Genomic DNA, 20268 nt, shown 5'->3' on the forward strand with positions numbered 1-20268 from the left:
GGATTATAATCGAAGCGCGCCCATCAAACTACGACGGCGCGCATATCCCTTAGACCCAGGCCGAAATCGCAGCAAACACGGCGCTGACTATCCACAGCACCGGAAACAGCGGCGCAATCGCCTTTAACCACTGACCAAATCCAATACGCGCAATAGACAGCCCGGCCAGCAATACACCACCGGTAGGAGAAACCAGGTTCGTCAGGCCATTGCCAAATTGATAAGCCATTACCATCGCCTCTTTATTGATACCCACTAAATCGCCTAATGGCGCCAGCACGGGCATCGTGAGCGCAGCCTCGCCCGAAGAGGAAGGGACAAAAAAGGTGATGACGTTATGCCCTAATAGCATCAAAGTGGTGAATGCGTACTGCGGCAACCCTTCCAGCATTTCCGACAAGCCAAAGAGCAGCGTGTCGATAATTCGTCCGTTCTCTGCCACCACCAAAATACCGCGCGCGAGTCCTATCACTACGGCGGCGTAAACAAACTCTTTACACCCTTCGACAAAGCTGTCGGCCATCCCGCTAATACCCATGCGCCCGACGATCCCAGAAAACAGCCCCAGAGCCAGGAACACAGAGCCGATCTCAACCATGTACCAGCCACGCGTGATTAACCCCCATGAAATGATGGCCAGCGCCAGCACAAAAGCGATGATAATCACTCGATCGGCGATGGAAAAATGGACCGACGTATCCTGTATCGACAAAAACTGCTCACGGTTGCGGCAATCATTCTCATATACCGGCGACTTTTGTGGAGTGCGTTTAACACGATGTGCGTACCACATGGTGTAAGTAATCGCCAGTAATGTGAAGACCAGCCATGCGATGGCACGCAGCCAAAGCTGCGGATTTCCCTGAATACCCGCTACGCCCTGGGCAATGAGTACAGAGAACGGATTGGTCATTGCGCCAACATAGCCAATCTGGGTTCCCAGAAAAAGAATCAGGATCGCGGTCATTGAGTCATAACCCAGCGCGAACATGAGGGATATAAAGATCGCATAAAGAGGGATCACCTCCTCGCTCATACCAAAAGTTGCGCCCCCCAGGCTAAACAAAGTCATTGCGATAGGGATAACCAGAATCCCTTTACCAGCCAGACGTTCAGCCAGCGCCACCAGCCCCCGCTCAATAGCGCCAGTACGTAAAATAACGCCAAAAGCACCACCAACAATGAGTACAAACGCCACTACGTCGGCGGCCTTGATAATTCCCTCCATCGGCGCGGCCAGTACGGCGGCAATACCCTGACGTAAATCGCCCTCGCTGCTGACTTTTTCCAGCAGATGATAAGACCCTGGGATCACTAATGTTTTCGTTTCACCGCCGGGTAAAGTCACTGAGTGATAATCAAAACTGCCGCTGGGAATACACCATGTCAGCAGCGCTACTAATATAATAATGAAGAAAATCAGAGCGTAGCAGTGTGGCATCGCCCACTTTATTTTTGCAATACGCATAATCCGCCTCGGTAAGATGTTTATATAATGTTCGCCGTCATTCGGCATTTTTAGAGTCACAGAAGGTCATGGGTAATACGGCCATCCACCAGGGTCAGTACAACGGTGGAGGTCCGTAACTCATCATTCGGGCAGCTCAACAAATTACGGTCAAAAACCGCGATATCCGCACGTTTTCCCGGCTCAAGGCTACCGGTCATATCTTCCATGCCGTGATGTCGAGCACTATTCAGCGTCCAGGCCGTTAAGAGCTGCTGTCGTGTCATTCCGCGTTCGCGGTACCAGCCATTCACGGGTGAACCATCAGGGAACTGACGACAGCAGGCGGCATACATCGCGTCAGGAACAGAAGGAATAAACAGGGGCAGATCGGTACCAATAGTGACCGTCACACCAGCCCCGAATAGTGCGGCATAATCGTAGAATTGCGCTTCGCGCTCTTCTCCATAGCGTTCGCGCATATAGGCTTCCGCTTCGCAGGGGTTAAGGAGCAGAATTTGTGCATAAACTTCGGCAAAGAGGCCGAGCTCAGCCATTCTGGGAATATCGTTTGGATGCGGGCATTCCAGATCGCTCAGAGAATGTCTAACCACACTCTGCGGGTGACGCTGACGGCATTCGGCAAAAATATCTATACAGCGGCGAATTGCGGCATCGCCCTCCGCATTCATACAGCAGTTGAATCCACGAGCATCAGCCAGCAAAACCTGCTGGCGCAGGGCATCATAATCAACGGGCCTTTCATTGTTCGTGCCGGGACGATCGGCATAGGGGTAAATCATATCGCCGGTATGATCGGCAATAACGCCATCGACCATAAATTTAAAACCATGAAACCGCAGCCATGGCGAATGAAAGCGGCGTCGGGCCTGTTCACCGAAAGCAAGATCGACAGGCGCAGATACGGGCTGAGAAACAATGCTCACCCTCAGCGACAGCGCATCCTCTTTTTCCAGTTCATCCCAGGCATTCATCAACCGCGGCGCATCGTTGAAACAAACGTCTTTTATCGCCGTGATTCCCTGCCCGGCAAGTCGGGTCATAAATGCCCGCATTTCTTTTTTTAACTGTGCGGTATCAGCCAGCATCTCATTCAATAATGCGATTCTCGCCTCCGCGCTGCACTCTTCAGCGGTAAAGCCATAAAGCTCCACGGCGGCACGGTTCATCCAGCAATAGCTTTTGTCATCGTTAATAGCAACAACCGGCCTCTGCGGGAAAGCGTCATCCAATAAGCTGGCATCAGGCACCGCTCCCCAACGGGCAACAGACCAGCCCCAGCCATAGAGGCTTTTCCCCTCAGGGAGAAGATTCACTGCAGCCTGTAGTAGTTCAAGGGCATGATTACTGTCGCGGGCGCCATGGAGATCGACGCCACGCCGCATGCTCATATAGCCGGTAAAAAACGTGTGATTATCGCAAAATCCCGGACAAATCAGGCGATCGCCAAGTTCGATAAAGCGAGTACTTTCACCTCTCCAGGGTTGAATATCTTCCCCATTTGCTATCATCGCCGCGATAGCGCCATTTTTAATGACGACATATCCGCTAAATAGCTCATTTCTGGCAGCAGTAAAAATAGCATCAGAACGTAAAATCAAATCAGCAGCTTCACTATGCATAATTCTTTCCTCACGGAAAAAGCGCACGAATCCCCGTTTCCGCCCGGCAAGCGGACGGAAATCAGTATGGAAAAATGAGAGAAGGCGTTATAGGTTAGTAGTGAGTCCCGTAGCCAAACGCCCCTTCTTTCAGGCAAATTTGTGCCGAGAAAGCTGCTGCTTTTTGCAGGCTATGGGTAATCGCTTCGCGCTTGTTACCCGTAGGTTGGGCCAGAAAATGGCAAACGAAAGCGGTAATAAAAGCATCACCTGCGCCCATTGTATCGACTGGAGTGACGTAATCGGGCGCCTGCTGATACCAATCCTGCCCGTCAAATAAAATCGCGCCTTCATCCCCACGCGTCGCGCAGACAATGCGACTCCCGCTGGCCTGCGCCTGTTGCACAATTTCACGCGTTTGCGCCAGGCTGTAGTCAGCGCATGAGAAGAATGCGAAGTCGACGTAACGGCACAACGGCAGCGCCTGCTCCAGTACAAAGTCATCTGAAAAATCGAAAGAGACAGGAATGTTGAGCTTGCGTAACTGAGGTAATTGCGTCTCCATGTAGCTATAACAACCGCTATGGATCAGATCAAACTCACGCAGGTATTGCTCATGCTGAAAAATAAAATCCATCGAAGTTGTCTTACGAATACCCCCGGCGTTCGAACCAAGAAATATCCGTTCTCCCTCTTCGATTTTCAGCTGCGCACAGCCGTTCTCCCCGGCCACCTGCAGACAGTGGGGCCACTTGACGCCAACTTTATCCAGCACCTGCATAACGTGCTCCGCAGCGGCATCATTACCAAAAATCCCCAGATAGGCCGCATTGTGTCCCAACATGGCCGCATAAGCGGCAAAGTTCAACGCATTTCCACCGGGATACATGGTCTGAGTATGGGCGTATTTATCGACGACGTTATCGCCAATTCCAATCACATTCATCATAATTCCCCTTAGTATTCCACCAGCCCCATATAGCGGCGGGTATCCAATGGATGCTGACGAATGTCGGCAAGCGCAGAACGATATTCACACATGATGCTGTAAAACAGCACGGGGTTGAAAAACTCCACGACTGACGGAGGGAGAACCCCGATGCCCAGTTCTTTAGCATCAACGACTTCCACTTTCTCTGCATACTTGGTGAGGAAGACCAAAGCTCGCTCATCCATCGCTCGCGTACGGCCTTCGTTCATTAATAAAATAAACGGCGTCTCTTTATCCGTAACTTCGAAAGGCCCGTGGAAGTACTCACCGGAGTGAATAGGTGCGGCATGTAGCCATTGCATTTCCATTAGTGAGCAGATAGCAAAACCATAAGCATGGCCGTAAGAAGCTCCGCTGGAGAGGATATAGAAGAGTTTTTCATCCTGATATTTTTGGGCAAAACGCTGGCAGCGATCCGCAACCTGCTGACGGCCATGAGCAATGACGCCATTAATTTGGGCCATTCCCTGTTGGAAATCAGCGTAATTATCGAAACCTTCAACCTGCTGCAGCGTATCAACGCACAGATTGAGGATAATCGCCATCGGATTATCGACCACATTGGTATCGTTACCCCAGGCATAGAGAATGTTGTGGCTGGCGTATTCGATCAGCTGTGCCTGAGCGTTGTGAGTCAGCGTAATAGTATGCGCTTGATGGTGCTGTGCAAGCTTAGCCGCAGCGACGGATTCTGGCGTGTTGCCCCCGTGCGAACAGACGATAACCAGCGAATTCTCCCCCAACGTTTTTGGCGTCGCGTAGACAAACTCATTGGCGGTATACATGCCGACATGAAGCGTTGTCGCCTCGCTATCAAGAAAGTATTTAGCCGGATACATATCCACTAATGACCCGCCGCAGGCCACAAGGAACACCTGGCGGATTCCGCCTTTATCTTCTATCTCTTTCGCAACGGCATTAATTATTTCTTTAGTATTCATATAGTAAAAACTCCACATCTCATTATTGATTGTTCAAATTAACGGAAACAACATTAATACGTTATATAACGTATTAATGAGATCGCCATCAAAATTTGCACAATGCGCGCGGTATGAGCGTTTGGCTGAAGCATCAAATGAGAGGGAATAAGAAGTAAAAAATCGCGAATAGCTAGAAAAAACAAAGGCTAGCAATTGTCACAATATGACAATTGCTAGCCTTCGGTAAAAATACGCTCGTCAACTAAACCATCAGCATCTTCACAACCGCTTTGCGCACCTTCGCTGGCGTGCCGACGGCGCACAGCGGCTTATGTACTTCGCCGGGATAGAACACTACAAAATCGCCTTCGCTGAGGATAACGGTTTTTTCCTGCGCCCCCTCCGCCAGGAAAGCGATGTCTTTATCAGCCAGCCAATCGGTATCCGGCGCACCGGCGGGAAGAACGCTAAAGGTCATGCTCTCCTGGCCTTTGAGTACAATCTGGATGTCGAGGTAGCGGGCGTGATACTCGGCGCGGCGGTCGGCCATCGGCTCGGTGGTATCTTCGGAAATGAGATAAAACAGGTTGTTGCCGTCAATATCATGTTTACCCAGCGGCGTCGCGTCGGTGACGTGGGCCTTAACGTGTTCGATAGCCTCGCGTAGAGACGCCGGCAGCCAGCTCTGCAGATGGTGAATGTTCCCAACGATCATAATAACCCCTAATTATAAAACAGCTTTTCATTTTCCGTTTTATACCCCCCTTCGCACTGCCATACCACCTCTTTTTCAGGGTTTTTTGCGTTACCGCACTCTTCTCCAGGCAAACGTTTACCTTTTGTGGATTAATCGCTTGATCCGAAATATGAGCTGCGTATAATGCCACCCGTTTTGCCGGGAGGAATTATGGTTCAGTGTGTACGACATCGCGTCTTACCGCGTCTGAAAACAGGCGCTGGCCTGCCGTTTTTTCTTTCCGTTGCATCCGTATTCGTAAAGCCCCTTATTTAAGGGGCTTTTTTTTTGCCCAGGCGTCAGGAGATAAACATGGCTAATCCGCTGTATCAAAAACATATCATTTCTATAAACGATCTCAGCCGCGAAGACCTTGAACTGGTACTGGCAACCGCAGCAAAGCTCAAAGCCCATCCACAGCCTGAGCTGCTGAAGCATAAAGTGATTGCCAGCTGCTTTTTTGAAGCGTCGACTCGCACCCGCCTGTCGTTTGAAACCTCGATGCATCGCCTGGGCGCCAGCGTGGTCGGTTTCTCGGACAGCAGCAACACCTCGCTGGGCAAGAAAGGCGAAACCCTGGCCGATACCATCTCGGTCATCAGCACCTATGTCGATGCCATCGTCATGCGCCACCCGCAGGAAGGCGCGGCGCGTCTGGCGACCGAATTCTCCGGCGGTATTCCGATACTCAACGCCGGCGACGGCGCGAACCAGCATCCGACGCAGACCCTGCTGGATCTGTTCACCATTCAGGAGACCCAGGGCCGTCTGGAAAATCTTAACGTGGCGATGGTCGGCGACCTGAAATACGGCCGCACCGTTCACTCCCTGACCCAGGCGCTGGCGAAATTTAACGGCAACCGCTTCTACTTTATCGCGCCGGACGCGCTGGCCATGCCGCAGTACATCCTCGACATGCTCGACGAAAAAGGCATTGCCTGGAGCCTGCATAGCGCCATTGAAGAGGTGATGGAAGAGGTGGACATTCTGTATATGACCCGGGTACAGAAAGAGCGCCTCGACCCATCGGAATATGCCAACGTGAAGGCGCAGTTTGTCCTGCGCGCCGCCGATCTGGAAGGCGCCCGCGCCAATATGAAGGTGCTGCATCCGCTGCCGCGCATTGATGAAATCACCACCGATGTCGATAAAACGCCGCACGCCTGGTACTTCCAGCAGGCAGGCAACGGCATCTTCGCGCGCCAGGCCTTACTGGCACTGGTACTGAATAGCGATCTGGCACTGTAAGGGGAAAAAGAGATGACACACGACAATAAATTACAGGTAGAAGCCATCAAACGTGGCACCGTTATCGACCATATCCCGGCGCAGGTCGGCTTTAAGCTGCTGACCCTGTTCAAACTGACCGAAACGGATCAGCGCATCACCATCGGCCTGAACCTGCCGTCAGGCGAAATGGGCCGCAAAGATTTAATCAAAATCGAAAACACCTTCCTGACCGACGAGCAGGTCAACCAGCTCTCCCTGTACGCGCCGCAGGCTACGGTGAACCGCATTGATGATTATGAAGTGGTCGGTAAATCCCGCCCGCATCTACCGGACCGCATTAACAACGTACTGGTTTGCCCCAACAGCAACTGTATCAGCCACGCCGAGCCGGTGTCCTCCAGCTTTGCGGTGAAGAAACGTGAAAACGATATCGCGCTGAAGTGCAAATATTGTGAAAAAGAATTTTCACATCATGTCGTTCTGGCAAACTAAATGCTTCAGCAGCAGACCCAGAAATGGGTCTGCTAATAAAACGATGCGTTAAATAATCCGCGCAAAGTCAACTCACAGACCGTTTGCAAGATAATCAATATCTCTCACTATACCATCATTTATTATCCAGGTGCCTGACGGTTATATATAATGATTATTGATATTGCTCATTAAATATCACCCGTATTGCTCTCGTTTTTTTCTCTTCATACACTCCAGAACGCTTTCCATTATTTATTAATTAATCACTGGATGAATTATGAAACTGAAGAAAATATCGCTCTATACGGCAACATTATTATTTACCTCCTCAGCATTGGCTCATGGCTATGTAGAATCTCCGCCAAGTCGGGCCTACCAATGTAATACAGGGAAAAACACGGACTGCGGTCCGGTGCAGTGGGAACCGCAAAGCGTTGAGCAAGCAAGCGGTTTTCCTGAAGGCCCGATGCCGCCTGACGGGCAACTGGCCAGCGCGGGTAAAACCAACTTCTCGCAGCTGGATAGCCAGAGCCCGACCCGCTGGTCGAAAACCAGGATAAAGAGCGGTAAAAATAATTTTGTCTGGCACCATTCTGCGCCCCACAGAACCGCTAACTGGCGTTATTACATTACCAAACAAAACTGGGTTCAAAATAAGCCGCTGACACGCAGCGATTTTGAAAGCAAGCCCTTTTGTCAAATCGCCGGTAACGGCGTAGCGCCGGCAATACAGGTCACCCATTCCTGTAATGTCCCCGAGCGTACCGGCTATCAGGTTATTTATGCCGTGTGGGAAATTGCCGATACGGCAAATAGTTTCTATCAGGCCATTGATGTCGATTTTGGCAGCACCGGCGATGACAGCGCAGACGAATCACTCTGGACAACGCAGCTGTCAGGCCAGCTTACTGGGAAGGATCTCCATGCTGGTGATAAAGTCGTTGCCCATTTCTTTAACGCGAGCGGCGAAGTTTATTCGTTACAAACGGAATTAACGATCGCCAGCGATGCGCAGGGGCAAAACAGCCAATGGTCTTACGATCTGGCGGAAGCCATTAATACCGCGCACGAAGGCAAGCTGCGCGCCGGGGTAAAGGAGGGCGATGGCAATATTAACCCGATCCATGGCGTTAACCAGGTCTATGTGCCGCAAGACAGCGCGGTACAAAGCGTCACGCTGACCTATGCCGAATCGCAGTCAGACGATAGCGCGAAAGAATCTCTGAGCATTACCAACGTCAGCGCAACCAAAATCGAAAACGGGAAAGCGACGGTGACCTTTAACGCCACGGCCAACGGTAAAATGCACCTTACCGCCGCCGTCAGCAATCATGCGGGCACGGAGAAAGGGAGCATTCAGCAAACGGTAGATAATCGCACCCTGACGTTAACTATTCCTCTAAGTCACGTTCAGGCTGGCCATCATATGCTGCGCTACAATGCCAGCAATGAGCAAGGCGCCATCATCGGCCAGGGGGTCATTAACCTGATGCTGGAAGAGAGTGCGCAACCGACGCCAGCGCCTGCGGGCAAGTATGACTACACCTTTCCGGAGCAGCTGAAAAGCTATACGGCAGGCACCCGGGTTTTACAGCCTAAAGACGGCAAAGTGTACCAATGTCGCCCACTCCCCTACAGCGGCTACTGCGTGCAGTGGAGCCAACACGCCAACCAGTACGAACCGGGCGTCGGATCGGCCTGGACGGCGGCATGGACTGAAGTCACCCGCTAATTTCGTTCTGCAGATTCATGCCTTAAGCGGATAGCGCCCTGCGTTATCCGCTGCTCTGCTTCGCAAAATGCGGCCTGTATAATGATAAAGCAGTCAGCACTCTTTATAATGGCCAACGCCAGTCAGATTACCTTTAAATATTTCAGGAGAACTCATGTCTAAAACTATCGCGACGGAAAATGCACCCGCAGCCATCGGCCCGTACGTTCAGGGTGTTGATCTGGGTAATATGATCATCACTTCCGGGCAGATCCCGGTAGACCCGAAAACCGGCAGCGTGCCGGAAGATGTCGCCGCTCAGGCACGTCAGTCGCTGGATAACGTGAAAGCTATCGTAGAAGCCGCGGGCCTGAAAGTTGGCGATATCATTAAAACCACCGTTTTCGTGAAAGATCTGAACGATTTCGCCACCGTTAACGCCGCCTATGAAGCCTTCTTCACCGAGCACAACGCCACCTTCCCGGCGCGCTCCTGCGTAGAAGTGGCGCGTCTGCCGAAAGACGTGAAAATTGAGATTGAAGCGATCGCCATTCGTCGCTAATCGTAGACAGTATGAACAAAGGCAGCCCGTGGCTGCCTTTGTTGTTTCTGCACGTAAAGCGCCTCGCTCACTGCCAGCCGTAGCGACGGCTGTAGAAGCCTTTGACCATCTGCGTCAGCGTCATATAGCCCGCAAGGATCGCAATCAGCCACGGGAAGTAGCTGAGCGGCAGCGCCTGAAGCTGCAGGTAGCCCGCCAGCGGCGAGAACGGCAGCGCAATTCCCACCACCATCACCAGCAGCGTCATCACGATCAGCGGCCAGGCCGCGCGGCTCTGGATAAACGGGATCCGCCGCGTACGGATCATATGCACAATCAGCGTCTGCGACAGCAGGCCAACCACGAACCAGCCGGACTGGAACAGGGTCTGATGTTCTGGCGTGTTGGCGTGGAATACCCACCACATCAGGCAGAACGTCAGAATATCGAATATGGAACTGATCGGCCCAAAGAAGACCATAAAGCGGCCGAGATCCGCCGGGTTCCAGCGCTGCGGTTTACGAATCTGCTCATCGTCCACGTTATCAAACGGGATCGCGACCTGGGATACGTCGTACAGCAGGTTCTGGATCAGCAGATGCAGCGGCAGCATCGGCAGGAACGGCAGGAAGGCGCTGGCCACCAGCACGCTAAAAACGTTACCGAAATTGGAGCTGGCGGTCATTTTGATGTACTTGAGCATATTGGCGAAGGTCCGGCGGCCTTCAATAACCCCCTCCTCCAGCACCATCAGGCTCTTCTCCAGCAGGATGATATCCGCCGCCTCGCGGGCGATATCCACCGCGCCGTCGACGGAAATACCGATATCCGCCGCGCGCAGCGCCGGGGCGTCGTTAATGCCGTCGCCCATAAAACCCACCACGTGTCCTTCGCGTTTCAGTAGGGTCACGATACGCTCTTTGTGCAGCGGCGCCAGGCGAGCAAACAGGGTGGTACGTTTTGCCAGTTCGGCCAACTCATCATCGTTCAGCGCTTCAACCTGGCTGCCGATAACCACGTCCCCCGCATCCAGCCCCACTTCGTGGCAGACTTTGGCCGCCACCAGCTCACTGTCGCCAGTGAGGATTTTGACCGTAATGCCGCTGGCCTTCAGCGCCTTGAGCGCCGGGGCGGTAGTCTCTTTCGGCGGGTCAAGGAAGGCGATATAACCTTCGAGGATCAGATCTGACTCATCCGCGCGCTGGTAGTCGCCTTCGCGTGCGGGCAGGTACTTCGTCGCCACCGCCACCACGCGCAATCCCTGGCGGTTGAGGGTGTCGGTGACGCGACGGATGCGCCGTAGCATGGTCTCGTCCAGCGGTACGATGTCGCCGTTATAGCGCACTTGGGTCGAGACGTTGAGGATCTCCTGCAAAGCGCCTTTGCAGATCAGCTGGTGAACGTTGTCCTGCTCCTGCACCACCACCGACATACGGCGACGCTCAAAATCGAACGGGATCTCATCCACTTTTTGCCAGCGTTCCGCCAGCCCGCGCGCTGACTCCAGCTCTACGCCCTCCAGCACCGCGGTATCGAGCAGATTCTTCAGCCCGGTCTGATAGTGGCTATTCAGCCAGGCGGTATGCAGCACCCGTTCGCTCACTTTGCCGGAGACATCGGTGTGATTCTCCAGCACGATTTTATCCTGCGTCAGGGTACCGGTTTTATCGGTGCACAGAATGTCCATCGCGCCAAAGTTCTGTATCGCGTCGAGGTGCTTGACGATCACTTTCTGTTTCGACAGCTTCACCGCCCCGCGCGCCAGGGTCGAGGTGACGATCATCGGCAGCATTTCCGGGGTCAGACCCACCGCGACGGAGAGCGCGAACAGCGCCGCCTCCCACCAGTCGCCTTTGGTGTAGCCGTTAATCAGCAGCACGATCGGCGTCATCACCAGCATAAAGCGGATCAACAGCATGCTGACCCGGCTGATGCCTTTCTGAAAGGCGTTCGGCTCGCTTTCCTGTTCGCTGACGCGACCGGCCAGCTGGCCAAACCAGGTGCCGCCGCCGGTGGCGAAAACGATGGCCTGCGCCGATCCGCTCACTACGTTGGTACCCATAAAGCACAGGGTGTCGCACTCCAGCGGGTTCGTCTGTAGCGGGTCGCGGGTGCGGGTCACCTTTTCGACCGGCAGCGATTCCCCGGTCAGCGAGGCCTGGGCGACAAACAGGTCGCGCGCCTGAATGACGCGCAGATCTGCCGGAATCATGTCTCCCGCCGATAGCTTGACGATATCTCCCGGCACCAGCTGGTCGATGGGCAGCTCGCACCAGCGGCTTTCACCCTGCTCATTCACCACCCGCAGGACCGTCGCGGTGTTGCTGACCATCGCCTTCAGTGCGTCCGCGGCTTTGGTCGAGCGGGCTTCCTGGATAAAGTTCAGCAGCGTGGAGATCCCCACCATCAGGGCGATAACCGCCGCGGCAAACAGATCCTCCGTCGAGTAGGAGACGATACCCAGAACGGTCAGCAGCAGATTGAAAGGATTGCGGTAGCAGCTCCACAGATGCACCCACCACGGCGACGGCTTCTGCGCCGGGATCTGGTTTTCGCCATACTGCGCGATTTTCTGCGCCACTTCGCCTTCGTTTAGCCCTTCTGGATGACTGGCGAAAGCGCGCCAGATTTCATTCTCATCCATTGCCGCCACGTTCAGGCACTGCTTGCCGAGAGAATCCGGGATCGGCGCGCTCGCCAAATTGCGAGCATCGGGTAGCGGATCGCGTTGCACTAAACGATGCGGTAAATGGCGGCCAAGCTGGGCAAACAGCTGGCGGGTAAAATTTTTCAACATAAACAGTCCCTCCGCGCTCGCGCGAGCGAACGCAGCGCAACCGACAGGCGCGAGTAAACCTTACCTGTCAGGCATATTATTTTTATGGCAGGGACATCAAGGACGTCGCTGCTTTACGCTTCCGGTAAAGCAACGCTAAGCGGGATTACCGGAAAAAAAGATGGCTCCATCGAGGATCGGGAGTGGGTTCGGGGTCCATAAAATCTCCGGTAAATGAATACAAACGGCGCGAATTATATCGTCACCGATACTCTATTTGTGGCTATTATGGCGATGATACCCCCGGGTAGCTAAACCAGACGTAAACCAGACTTTGCTCATTGTGGTTTCCTTGAGTAGCATTAGGCTCACTTTAATCGGACCACAACGAGAACCCTGCATGCAAAACCGGCTGACCATCAAAGATATCGCGCGCTTAAGCGGCGTCGGGAAATCGACGGTATCCCGCGTGCTTAATAACGAAAGCGGCGTTAGCGAACGCACCCGCGAACGGGTCGAAGCGGTGATGCAACAGCATGGATTTTCGCCTTCGCGCTCCGCCAGGGCGATGCGTGGTCAAAGCGACAAAGTCGTGGCGATTATCGTCACCCGCCTGGATTCACTCTCAGAAAATCTTGCCGTGCAAACCATGCTTCCGGCTTTTTACGAGCAGGGCTACGATCCGATTATGATGGAGAGCCAATTCTCTCCGGCGCTGGTCGAGGAGCATCTCGGCATGCTCGCCCGGCGCAATATCGATGGCGTGGTGCTGTTTGGTTTTACCGGCATTCATGAAGAGATGCTCACCCCGTGGCGGGAGACGCTGGTGCTGCTGGCCCGCGACGCGCCCGGAATCGCCTCCGTCTGCTATGACGATGAAGGGTCGATCAGGATGCTGATGCAGCGCCTTTACGAGCGTGGACATCGCCATATCAGCTTCCTCGGCGTGCCGCATAGCGACGTGACCACCGGGCAGCGCCGCCACCAGGCCTACCTCGATTTCTGTCAGAAAAAACGCCTCACTCCCCTCGCCGCGCTGCCGGGTCTGGGCATGAAACAGGGCTACGAAAGCGTCGCTGAGGTGCTGTCGGCAGAGACCAGCGCGCTGGTCTGCGCAACCGATACTCTCGCGCTGGGGGCCAGCAAGTATCTCCAGCAGCAGGGAATCGATCGTCTCCAGCTTGCCAGCGTTGGCAGCACGCCGCTGATGAAGTTTCTCCACCCGGAGATCCTGACGGTCGATCCCGGCTATGCCGAATCCGGACGCCAGGCGGCACAGCAGCTGATCGAGCAGATCGCCGGCAACCGTGAGCCCCGTCAAATCGTGATTCCCGCCGTACTGAATTAACCCCGCAGGAACGATTTATGTGATCTTCACTGCGTTTCGGGAACGTTCCCATTTTGCAATTTAAGCGGAGCGAGTAGGATCCGTCTCAAGTTAAATGCAACCTCTCCCCTCGGTCATGAGGCCTCATCATGAGTAAAGTGAATCAGCAGGACATCGATAAACTTATCGAACTGGTGGGCGGGCGCGACAATATCGCCACCGTCAGCCACTGTATTACCCGTTTGCGCTTTGTGCTGAATAATCCGGCCATCGCCAAACCGAAAGACATTGAACAGCTACGCATGGTGAAGGGCTGCTTTACCAACGCCGGACAGTTCCAGGTGGTGATCGGCACCGAGGTTGGCGACTACTATAAAGCGCTTCTGGCGACTACCGGCCAGGCCAGCGCCGACAAAGAGCAGGCCAAAAAAGCCGCGCGGCAGAATATGAAATGGCATGAACAGCTCATTTCACACTTCGCGGAGATCTTCTTCCCGCTGCTGCCTGCGCTGATCAGCGGCGGCCTGATCTTAGGCTTCCGCAACGTGATCGGCGATCTGCCGATGAGCAACGGCCAGACGCTGGCGCAAATGCACCCGTCGCTGAAAACTATTTATGACTTCCTGTGGCTGATTGGCGAGGCGATCTTCTTCTACCTGCCGGTGGGTATCTGCTGGTCCGCGGTCAAGAAAATGGGCGGCACGCCGATCCTCGGCATCGTGCTGGGCGTCACGCTGGTCTCTCCGCAGCTGATGAACGCCTACCTGCTGGGCCAGCAGGTGCCGGAAGTCTGGAACTTTGGTCTGTTCACCATTGAGAAGGTCGGCTACCAGGCGCAGGTTATCCCGGCCCTGCTGGCGGGACTGGCGCTTGGCTTTATCGAAACGCGGCTGAAACGCATCGTGCCTGACTATCTCTATCTGGTGATCGTACCAGTCTGTTCGCTGATTCTGGCAGTCTTCCTCGCGCACGCTTTTATCGGCCCGTTTGGCCGCATGATTGGCGACGGCGTGGCCTGGGCCGTGCGTCATCTGCTAACCGGCAGCTTCGCGCCGATTGGCGCCGCGCTGTTCGGCTTCCTGTACGCGCCGCTGGTGATTACCGGGGTTCATCAGACCACGCTCGCCATCGATATGCAGATGATACAGAGCATGGGCGGGACGCCGGTATGGCCGCTGATTGCGCTGTCCAACATTGCCCAGGCGTCGGCGGTCGTGGGAATCATCATCGCCAGCCGTAAACAGAACGAACGTGAAATCTCCGTTCCGGCCGCCATTTCCGCCTACCTCGGCGTCACGGAACCGGCCATGTACGGTATCAACCTGAAGTACCGCTTCCCGATGCTGTGCGCGATGGTCGGTTCCGGTCTTGCCGGGCTGCTGTGCGGCCTGAACGGCGTGATGGCCAACGGTATCGGCGTCGGCGGCCTGCCGGGCATCCTCTCTATCCAGCCAACCTACTGGCAGGTTTACGCGCTGGCGATGGCCATCGCCGTAGTGGTACCGATTGTCCTGACGACGGTCGTTTACCAGCGCAAATTCCGCCAGGGCACCTTACAGATTGTCTGACTTCTTATTTTCGGGGCGCCCAGGCGCTCCCTTGCTGTAGCAGGAACGTGATATGAATACCCTTCCCCTCTGGTGGCAAAACGGCGTTATTTATCAAATCTATCCGAAGAGTTTCCAGGACACCACCGGTACCGGAACCGGCGATCTGCGCGGCGTCACCTCCCGCCTCGACTATCTGCAAAAGCTCGGCGTGGACGCCATATGGCTGACGCCGTTCTACGTCTCGCCACAGGTGGATAATGGTTACGACGTCGCCAACTATACCGCTATCGACCCAACCTACGGCACGCTGGACGATTTCGACGAACTGGTCACTCAGGCGCACGATCGCGGGATCCGCATCGTGCTGGATATGGTGCTGAACCACACTTCGACCGAACACGCGTGGTTCCGCGAAGCGCTCAATAAAGAGAGTCCGTATCGCCAGTTCTATATCTGGCGCGACGGCGAACCCACCACGCCGCCCAACAACTGGCGCTCAAAATTTGGCGGTAACGCCTGGCAGTGGCACGCCGAAAGCGAGCAGTACTATCTGCATCTGTTCGCCATTGAGCAGGCGGACCTGAACTGGGAAAACCCGGCGGTACGCGCGGAGCTGAAAAAAGTGTGCGAGTTCTGGGCCGATCGCGGCGTCGACGGCCTGCGCCTCGATGTGGTCAATTTGATCTCCAAAGACCAGACCTTTCCGTCCGATACGGATGGCGACGGCCGCCGCTTCTATACCGACGGTCCGCGAGCGCACGAATTTTTGCAGGAGATGAGCCGCGATGTCTTCACCCCGCGCAACCTGATGACGGTCGGCGAAATGTCCTCCACCACGCTTGAGCATTGCCAGAAGTACGCGGCGCTCGACGGCGGTGAGCTATCGATGACCTTTAACTTCCACCATCTGAAGGTGGACTATCCCGGCGGCGAGAAGTGGACGCTGGCGCGCCCGGATTTTGTGGCCTTGAAAGCGCTGTTCAGGCACTGGCAGCAGGGGATGCACAATCGCGCGTGGAACGCGCTGTTCTGGTGTAACCACGACCAGCCGCGCATCGTCTCCCGCTTCGGGGACGAGGGTGAATACCGCGTCCCGGCGGCGAAAATGCTGGCGATGGTGCTCCACGGTATGCAGGGCACGCCCTATATCTATCAGGGCGAAGAGATCGGCATGACGAATCCGCACTTTACGCGCATTACCGATTATCGCGACGTTGAGAGCCACAACATGTTCATCGAACGCGCGGCGCAGGGCCAGGATCCGGATGAACTTCTGGCGATTCTGGCCAGTAAATCGCGCGATAACAGCCGTACGCCAATGCAGTGGAACAGCGCCGATAACGGCGGTTTTAGCGCAGGCGAGCCGTGGATTGCGCTGTGCGATAACTATCGCGAGATCAACGCCGAAGCGGCGCTGGCGGACCCGGAATCGGTGTTTTATACCTATCAGCAGCTGATTGCGTTGCGCAAGAGCGCGCCAGTGCTGACCTGGGGCGACTATCAGGACCTGCTGCCGGAACATCCGTCCCTGTGGTGCTATCGCCGTCAGTGGCAAGGGCAAACGCTGGTGGTCGTGGCGAACCTGAGCCGCGAGTTCCAGCGCTGGCAGCCGGAAGCGATGAGCGGCGAATGGGGGATGCTGATGAGCAACTACGCGGAAGCGGCAAACCGTCCTGCCGATATGACCCTACGTCCGTTTGAAGCGGTATGGTGGCTGCAGGAGTAACCCCTCCCCGGCTTGCGCTGAGAGTCCCGGGTCGCGCTGCGCTTACCCGGGCTACAGGTTCACCATCGTCTGCGAGCCAGTAGCCCGGACAGGCGCGTCAAGCGCCGCCTCCGGGAATATGCTTTAAATACGATCGGCCGCAGACAGCGTCGCGCTGGCTTCCGGCTGCGCTGACGCCTGCTCTTCTTTTGCCTTCAGGCGATCCCATGCCCGGAAGAACGGATAGTAGATCACCAGCGAGATCGCCAGGTTCACCACCTGCAGCACCGCACCGGAAACGTGCCCTCCGGTCGCCAGATAGCCACTCATAAAAATAGGCGTGGTAAACGGCAGCGCAATCCCCGCCGGCTTCATCACCAGCCCGGTGGCCATCGCGGTATACGAGACAATCACCAACAGGACTGGCGTCAAAATAAACGGCAGGAAGAAGTACGGGTTCATCACCAGCGGAATGCCGAATACCATCGGCTCGCTGATATTGAACAGCGCCCCCGGCGCGGCAATTTTCCCTAGCTGTTTCATCTGCTGGCTACGGCTGCGCAGCAGCATAAAAATCACCAGCCCCAGCAGCGCCCCGGTACCGCCGGGCGCAATCCACAGGTCATAAAACTGCTGGGTGATGATATGCGGGATCGGCAGCCCATTCTGAAACGCTTCCAGGTTCTCCGACATATTCGACAGCCAGACCGGGCGAATAAACACCAGCACAATGGTGTCGCCGTGCAGCCCCAGGGTCCACAGGATGCCAATCAGGATCACTGAGATAATCATCCCCGGCAGCGAACCGCCGACGTGCGACATTGGAATACCAATCAGCGTGGTGATCATGCTATTGATATCACCGAACGGCGAGGCTTCGACGATCAGGCGCAGCGCCAGCACCACGGCCAGCACGCAGAAGCCGGGGATCAGGGCGAGAAAAGATTTCGCCACCGCGGGCGGTACGCCATCTGGCATGCGGATCACCAGATTACGGCTGGCCACCAGGCGGTAGATCTCCGTGGAAAGCAGCGAAATCACAATCGCCACAAACAGTCCCTGGCTGCCAATCATCCCTACCGGCAGCACGCCTTTGACGATTTGCGCCGCCGAGCCATCTGCCGGTGTAAAAAGCGTCACCTGCGGGATCGTCATCACAAACGCCACCAGCGACATCGCCCCGGCGCTGAGCGGGTCCAGGGTCCGATATTTTTCCGCCAGCCGGTAGGCAATGCCGAAGGCCGAAAGCAGCGCCATGATGTCATAGGTCGCTTTGACCGGGTACAGCATTTTGTCGCGCCAGGCATCGCCAAATACGCTGGCCATCATCTCACCGTAGCCTGGAATCGGCAGGTAGGCGAATATCAGGAAAAACGAACCAATCAGCATAAACGGCATATTGAGAATAATGCCGTCGCGTACCGACAGGACATGCTTCTGACCGCCGATTTTCAGCGCGGCGGGCATGACATAGCGTTCAATAAATGAAGTACGAGACATAGTGATATCCCCGAAGGCGGAAAAGTTTAGTTAAACTGCGTTAACCAGGGGCGGTTGATGGTTAACACCTCATCAAGCAGCGCCCGGGCATCGGTCACATTCCCAACCAGCGGGTTACTTACCAGCGCCAGCAGCGCGCTATCCCGGCAGCCGTGAACCGCGGCCTCAATCGTCAAGCGCTCGAAGGCTTTCACCTGTTGCGTCAGTCCGTTCATGATCGGCGACAGCGCGCCAAAGGCCAGCGGTCGTGCGCCCTGCGCGTCAATAATGCTGTTAATTTCCACCACCGCATCATCATCGAAGCCGTGGATCGCGCCGTTGTTGCGGGTGTTGACGACCATCTCTTTGCCAAGATTGTTGTAAATGGCGTTAATCAGCTCCACCGCCACTTCGGAGTAGTAGGCCCCACCGCGAAAGCTCAGCTGTTCGGGCTTTTCATCCAGCTCAGGCCGGGCATAAATATCAAACAGCTCCTGTTCCACCTTCATCACCTGTTCCGCGCGGGTGCCTTTGGTTTTCGCCGCCTCAATCTCTTCCGCCAGCATGGCTGGCGTCAGCCAGAAATAGCGGTGATAGGGACAGGGAATCGCCTTCAGGGCCCGCAGAAACTCCGCCGGCCACGGCAACGATTTAATATTGTTCATCGACAGTGATTGACCGTCGCACAGCATGTCGAGAACCTTACCGGTGACATCCTCCCGCCCCTGCATCACCTTGTGTACCCAGACCATATGATTTAACCCGGCGAAGCTCAGCCTGACCTCCTCTGCCTTTGCCTCCAGCATGCCGGCGATCATATGCTGCATGTTGATGGGCACGTTGCACAGGCCGATGATTTTAGCGCTGCTGTAGCGGCTCACCGCCTCCGTCACGATCCCCGCTGGATTGGTAAAGTTGAGGATGAAGGCGTCGGGTGCCAGCGCCTCAACTTTGCGCGCGACCTGCAAGATCACCGGAATGGTGCGCAGCGCCTTAGCAAAGCCGCCGATGCCGGTGGTTTCCTGGCCCAGGAGGTTATATTTCAGCCCCAAACGCTCATCCGCCGCCCGCGCCGCCAGCTGCCCAACCCGCAGCTGGGTCAGGACGAATTTAGCGCCGCGAATGGCCTCATCCAGGCTGAAATGCACGCTAACCTTAACCTGTTCGAGACCATGGCGCTTTAGCATACGCTGGGCCAGCCCGGCGATAATCACCACTTTCTCGCGCCCGGCTTCGACATCGACCAGCGCCAGTTCCGTGACCGGAATCTGCTGATGGCGAAGGATAATGCCTTCGATAAGTTCCGGCGTATAGCTGCTGCCGCCGCCGATGACGGCAATTTTCAATGTTTGCATAGTGGCCTCATTTTTGGCGTACAGATCCCCGCGCAAGGCCGCAGCGGCTTTGCGAAATGAACGCGTTGATGGGAAAGCGTTAGTGGTTCAGCAGAGCGAGCGCTTTATCAAGGACGGCGGCCCCGCGCATCATGCCGTAATCTGCCATATCGATTACCGCAACGGCTTTCCCGTGCGGGGCAGCAAGCTCAGTCAATCGGGCCGCTTCGTACTTCACCTGCGGCCCCAGTAAAATCACGTCGGCATTCGGCAACTCGCGTTCAAACTCGGCGACGGGCACGGCATAAATTTCCAGCGCCAGCGCGCGCTGCTGCGCCTCGGTTTTCATTTTGTTAACCAGCATGCTGGTGGACATTCCGGCGGCGCAGCACAGGACGATACGTGGCATAATTCCTCCCATT

At 55.3% G+C, this 20268-nt stretch carries 18 protein-coding genes; 8 read left to right on the forward strand and 10 right to left on the reverse strand.

Annotated elements, in window-relative coordinates:
* Positions 1–49 precede the first annotated feature (49 nt).
* From EGY08_RS12080 to EGY08_RS12100, 5 genes are all read right to left on the reverse strand, one after another.
* A complete protein-coding gene (locus EGY08_RS12080; RefSeq protein WP_004128272.1) occupies positions 50–1468 on the reverse strand; it encodes a YfcC family protein in 1419 nt (472 codons plus the stop codon).
* Positions 1469–1524: 56 nt separating this feature from the next.
* On the reverse strand, positions 1525–3090 hold the full coding sequence (locus EGY08_RS12085) for an amidohydrolase (RefSeq protein ID WP_004128269.1): 1566 nt from the start codon (positions 3088–3090) through the stop codon (positions 1525–1527).
* A 94-nt stretch (positions 3091–3184) separates the two neighbouring features.
* Positions 3185–4015, reverse strand: a complete 831-nt coding sequence (locus EGY08_RS12090) for a PfkB family carbohydrate kinase (RefSeq protein ID WP_123829426.1) — start codon at positions 4013–4015, stop codon at positions 3185–3187.
* A gap of 11 nt (positions 4016–4026) precedes the next feature.
* Positions 4027–5001, reverse strand: a complete 975-nt coding sequence (locus EGY08_RS12095; protein ID WP_123828536.1) for an SIS domain-containing protein — start codon at positions 4999–5001, stop codon at positions 4027–4029.
* Positions 5002–5245: 244 nt separating this feature from the next.
* A complete protein-coding gene (locus EGY08_RS12100) occupies positions 5246–5698 on the reverse strand; it encodes a YhcH/YjgK/YiaL family protein (RefSeq protein WP_004128263.1) in 453 nt (150 codons plus the stop codon).
* Positions 5699–5890: 192 nt separating this feature from the next.
* Between EGY08_RS12100 and EGY08_RS12105 the strand changes: the two genes are divergently transcribed.
* The 5 genes from EGY08_RS12105 (at position 5891) to ridA (ending at position 9696) form a co-directional block, all read left to right on the forward strand.
* Positions 5891–5995, forward strand: a complete 105-nt coding sequence (locus EGY08_RS12105; RefSeq protein WP_009652331.1) for a pyrBI operon leader peptide — start codon at positions 5891–5893, stop codon at positions 5993–5995.
* Between the two features lie 36 nt (positions 5996–6031).
* A complete protein-coding gene (gene pyrB, locus EGY08_RS12115; protein WP_123828537.1) occupies positions 6032–6967 on the forward strand; it encodes an aspartate carbamoyltransferase in 936 nt (311 codons plus the stop codon).
* Positions 6968–6979: 12 nt separating this feature from the next.
* A complete protein-coding gene (gene pyrI, locus EGY08_RS12120; protein WP_004128261.1) occupies positions 6980–7441 on the forward strand; it encodes an aspartate carbamoyltransferase regulatory subunit in 462 nt (153 codons plus the stop codon).
* A 259-nt stretch (positions 7442–7700) separates the two neighbouring features.
* Positions 7701–9155, forward strand: coding sequence for an N-acetylglucosamine-binding protein GbpA (gene gbpA, locus EGY08_RS12125; protein ID WP_049114570.1), 1455 nt, complete (start codon positions 7701–7703; stop codon positions 9153–9155).
* A 154-nt stretch (positions 9156–9309) separates the two neighbouring features.
* Positions 9310–9696 carry a 2-iminobutanoate/2-iminopropanoate deaminase gene (gene ridA, locus EGY08_RS12130; protein ID WP_049114569.1) on the forward strand — a complete coding sequence of 129 codons (387 nt, stop codon included), beginning with the start codon at positions 9310–9312 and terminating at the stop codon, positions 9694–9696.
* A gap of 67 nt (positions 9697–9763) precedes the next feature.
* On the opposite strand, the gene mgtA is transcribed toward ridA, so the two are convergent.
* Together mgtA and mgtL are read right to left on the reverse strand one after the other, a co-directional pair.
* Entirely contained in the window at positions 9764–12472 is a 2709-nt protein-coding gene (mgtA, locus tag EGY08_RS12135) for a magnesium-translocating P-type ATPase (RefSeq protein ID WP_004128253.1), read from the reverse strand.
* Between the two features lie 145 nt (positions 12473–12617).
* Positions 12618–12671, reverse strand: a complete 54-nt coding sequence (gene mgtL, locus EGY08_RS31435) for a mgtA regulatory leader peptide MgtL (protein ID WP_219192905.1) — start codon at positions 12669–12671, stop codon at positions 12618–12620.
* A gap of 180 nt (positions 12672–12851) precedes the next feature.
* Here mgtL and treR point away from each other — a divergent pair, with 180 nt between their 5' ends.
* From treR to treC, 3 genes are all read left to right on the forward strand, one after another.
* Positions 12852–13799, forward strand: a complete 948-nt coding sequence (gene treR / locus EGY08_RS12145) for a trehalose operon repressor TreR (RefSeq protein ID WP_004128250.1) — start codon at positions 12852–12854, stop codon at positions 13797–13799.
* 128 nt (positions 13800–13927) lie between these two features.
* A complete protein-coding gene (treB, locus tag EGY08_RS12150) occupies positions 13928–15346 on the forward strand; it encodes a PTS trehalose transporter subunit IIBC (RefSeq protein ID WP_004128239.1) in 1419 nt (472 codons plus the stop codon).
* 52 nt (positions 15347–15398) lie between these two features.
* Entirely contained in the window at positions 15399–17054 is a 1656-nt protein-coding gene (gene treC, locus EGY08_RS12155) for an alpha,alpha-phosphotrehalase (RefSeq protein WP_004128236.1), read from the forward strand.
* Between the two features lie 123 nt (positions 17055–17177).
* Here the strand turns inward: treC and celB are convergent, their stop codons facing one another.
* The 3 genes from celB to EGY08_RS12170 all read right to left on the reverse strand — a co-directional run bounded on the left by celB (position 17178) and on the right by EGY08_RS12170 (position 20210).
* Positions 17178–18533, reverse strand: coding sequence for a PTS cellobiose transporter subunit IIC (celB, locus tag EGY08_RS12160; protein ID WP_004128234.1), 1356 nt, complete (start codon positions 18531–18533; stop codon positions 17178–17180).
* Between the two features lie 26 nt (positions 18534–18559).
* Entirely contained in the window at positions 18560–19867 is a 1308-nt protein-coding gene (locus EGY08_RS12165; protein WP_004128232.1) for a 6-phospho-beta-glucosidase, read from the reverse strand.
* A gap of 79 nt (positions 19868–19946) precedes the next feature.
* Positions 19947–20210, reverse strand: a complete 264-nt coding sequence (locus tag EGY08_RS12170) for a PTS sugar transporter subunit IIB (RefSeq protein ID WP_232391401.1) — start codon at positions 20208–20210, stop codon at positions 19947–19949.
* Positions 20211–20268: the final 58 nt, after the last annotated feature.

Source organism: Klebsiella sp. FDAARGOS_511, from assembly GCF_003812845.1.
Lineage (GTDB): Bacteria > Pseudomonadota > Gammaproteobacteria > Enterobacterales > Enterobacteriaceae > Klebsiella > Klebsiella grimontii.